We start from the raw sequence: 2889 nt of genomic DNA, 5'->3' as shown, positions 1-2889 counted from the left end.
TGAGTTTGTTGGTACTGTCGCACCCAGCGGTGTACTGTTCTTTTGGTCACCATGAACCGTTCGGCTACCTGGCGGATGGAGGTCTTACCTGCCTGATAAGCTGCTACAACTCTTTGCCTTAGATCCAAAGAATGGGTTGGCATTCCCTTCTCTCCTTCCTCTTGAATACCTGTACCCTATTTTAAATTAACAGGCTGTAGCTTGGACTCCACAAAGTAGCTTTGTTGTAGGGCTGTAGTAACAAACACCAAATGCGCCTGTAAGCTGGAAATACTGCTGCGTTCTTCCCTTAGTTCTATGGGCTGGCATAGACATGCCAACTTAACTTGAGCTCATGAAAGCCCGGTGCAAGTACAGTCTTTACCCTACAGACCAATAGAGGCCAAACTTAGCCCAGTTGTTTGGCTGTGCCCGCTATGCTTGCAATGAAGTTTTGGCCTCCTGTCAAGGGGTTGGGAACCCTTTAAACACACAGATCAGCGAACCTGGCCTGGGAAAGTTTGGCGAGGGAGAGCCTTGGAGCTTGGCCATCTTCGGCCCTCCGCCCCTCAGCAGCTAGGCTGCTTCAACCTCTTGGGAAGCCCCTCGAGAGGAAGACGGCTTGAGAAACAGGGGTAACTCCTCAGGCGATCGTGATCTTGTTCTCCAAGGGTGAATCCGAAGCTGGGCCTGCTCCGTATTTGAGATGGCTTGTTCTCCGACCGAGGAGCTTTTTCCATGTTGTTGACGTTTTTGCTGGATTCAGCCTTTCGGCTTCGTTTTGTCTGCAAAGCTTTTTGGGGTGTTTGCCTGGCTGCTGCCTTGTTTCTCAGCGGCTGCGGGAGCGGCAGCTCGGTAACCCCTGCGCCGGGAGCTGTAGTCTCTACGGCTACCTTGACCCTATCTCCTGCTGCCGAAGTACCGCCGGTAGCGGTGCCCAGCTCCGCCAGCGGCAGTGCTGTTGTCACTTTAAACCAGACCGCCCGTACTCTATCTGTCCAGGGGAGTTTTACGAATCTCACGACCCCACTTTTGCCGATCGCCAATTTTGGCCCCGGCCACATTCACCTGGCCCAGCCCCAGCCGGGACAATCTTTCGCCCAGGCCACAGGCCCGGTCGTCTTTGTCCTGAACATGTTGCCCAATCCCGACAATCAATCGGGGAACTTCCCGCTAGAGGCCCAACTCACCCCTGAGCAGGTCTCCAGCTTCTTGGCCGGGGCCTACTACATCAACATCCATACGCAGGCCAACCCTCCCGGCGAGTTGCGGGCCCAGGTGGTTTTCCCTCGCTAAATCTTGAAGGCGACTTCTCAGCCGCCTAAGCGGTGCGGAGCATCTAAAGCATTTGGCGCAAATGCTGGGGCTTGCGCTGCCTTTTTTCTGGTCAACTCAAGAAGATTCGGCACAATGGGGAAAGCCATTTCACCCTTACCAAGCAGTTGAGGACATCGCTATGGCCTACAAACTCTGGATCGACGGCCAATGGGTCGATAGCCAAGGGGGGGGCTTGATGACCATCGAGAACCCGGCTACTGGCGAGGAACTAGCAGAGGTGGTGGATGCCAGCCCGGCCGATGTGGATCGGGCGGTGCAGGCTGCCCAGACGGCCTTTTACGATGGCCGTTGGTCGAAACTCACGCCTGGCGAGCGCTCCCTGGCCCTCTGGAAATTGGCGGATCTCATCGAAGCTCGCGCCGCCGAATTGGCACGTGTAGAGTCGGAAAACACCGGCAAGCCCTACGAGCTGGTGAGCTTGGGGGGAGATTTGCCGTTTGCGGTCGACAATCTGCGTTTCTTCGCTGCCGCCGCCCGCGACATCCATGGCTTCAGCGCCGGAGAATACGCCAAGGGTTACACCTCGCTATTTCGCAAAGAGCCGGTGGGGGTGTGCGCGCAAATTACCCCCTGGAACTACCCGCTGCTGATGGCCGTCTGGAAGATCGGCCCTGCTCTGGCTGCTGGCTGTACGGTGGTGCTCAAGCCTGCTCCCACCACCCCTCTGACCACTCTGATGTTGGGGGAACTGATCGCTGAAGCCGGGATCCCGCCGGGGGTTGTGAACATTGTTACCGGGGGCAATGCCACCGGCCAAGCTTTGGTGGAGCACCCGCAGGTGCGCATGGTCAGCCTTACCGGCTCTACCGCCACCGGCAAGCAGGTGATGCGCACCGCCGCCAATACCCTGAAGCGGGTGCATTTGGAGTTGGGGGGGAAAGCGCCCTTCCTGGTTTTTGCAGATGCCGACGTGGAAAGCGTGGCCGCCAAGGCCGCCTTCGCCGCCACGTTCAACACCGGCCAGGACTGTACGGCAGCCACCCGCGTCTATGTGCACGAGAGCAAGCTGGCGCAGGTGCAGGAGGCCATTGTGGAGGCGATGCGCAAAGTGACACTGGGATCCCCTTTTGAGGCGGGGGTGGAGATGGGTCCTTTGGTCTCGGCAGCCCAGCGGGAGCGGGTGATGGGATTTGTGGAGCGGGCCAAAGCCGAAGGGGCCAAAGTGCTGACCGGCGGGCGGATCCCTTCCCAGTTTGACCGGGGCTACTACTACGAACCCACAGTGATTGCCAATGTCGATCAAAAAGCGGAGATCGTGCAGAGTGAGGTTTTTGGGCCGGTTCTCACGCTCGGCTCGTTCCGCGAAGAAGCGGAGGCGCTACGCCTGGGCAATGACGTCCTATACGGGTTGGCGGCTTCTGTGTGGACTCAAGACATCGGACGAGCCATGAAACTAGCCGCTGAGCTGGAGGTGGGCACCGTCTGGATCAACGACCACATTCCCATTGCCTCTGAGGCTCCCCATGGCGGCTTCAAACAATCGGGATTTGGCAAAGATCTTTCCGCCGAGGCGGTGCGCGACTATCAGATTACCAAGCATGTGATGATCGCCACCCCCTGAAGCTACGACCA

3 protein-coding genes are annotated in these 2889 nt (G+C 58.0%); 2 read left to right on the top strand and 1 reads right to left on the bottom strand.

Annotated elements, in window-relative coordinates; translation table 11 throughout:
- The coding region (locus NW857_RS12660; RefSeq protein ID WP_414352323.1) for a transposase at positions 1 to 143 on the bottom strand (143 nt) is incomplete at its 3' end.
- A gap of 574 nt (positions 144 to 717) precedes the next feature.
- Between NW857_RS12660 and NW857_RS12655 the strand changes: the two genes are divergently transcribed.
- Entirely contained in the window at positions 718 to 1275 is a 558-nt protein-coding gene (locus NW857_RS12655; RefSeq protein WP_414369164.1) for a CHRD domain-containing protein, read from the top strand.
- Positions 1276 to 1435: 160 nt separating this feature from the next.
- A complete protein-coding gene (locus tag NW857_RS12650) occupies positions 1436 to 2878 on the top strand; it encodes a gamma-aminobutyraldehyde dehydrogenase (RefSeq protein ID WP_414336129.1) in 1443 nt (480 codons plus the stop codon).
- Positions 2879 to 2889 lie beyond the last annotated feature (11 nt).

The organism is Synechococcus sp. H55.9, assembly GCF_047462355.1.
Taxonomy (GTDB): domain Bacteria; phylum Cyanobacteriota; class Cyanobacteriia; order Thermostichales; family Thermostichaceae; genus Thermostichus.
This window is presented reverse-complemented; position numbering and strand designations above follow the sequence as displayed.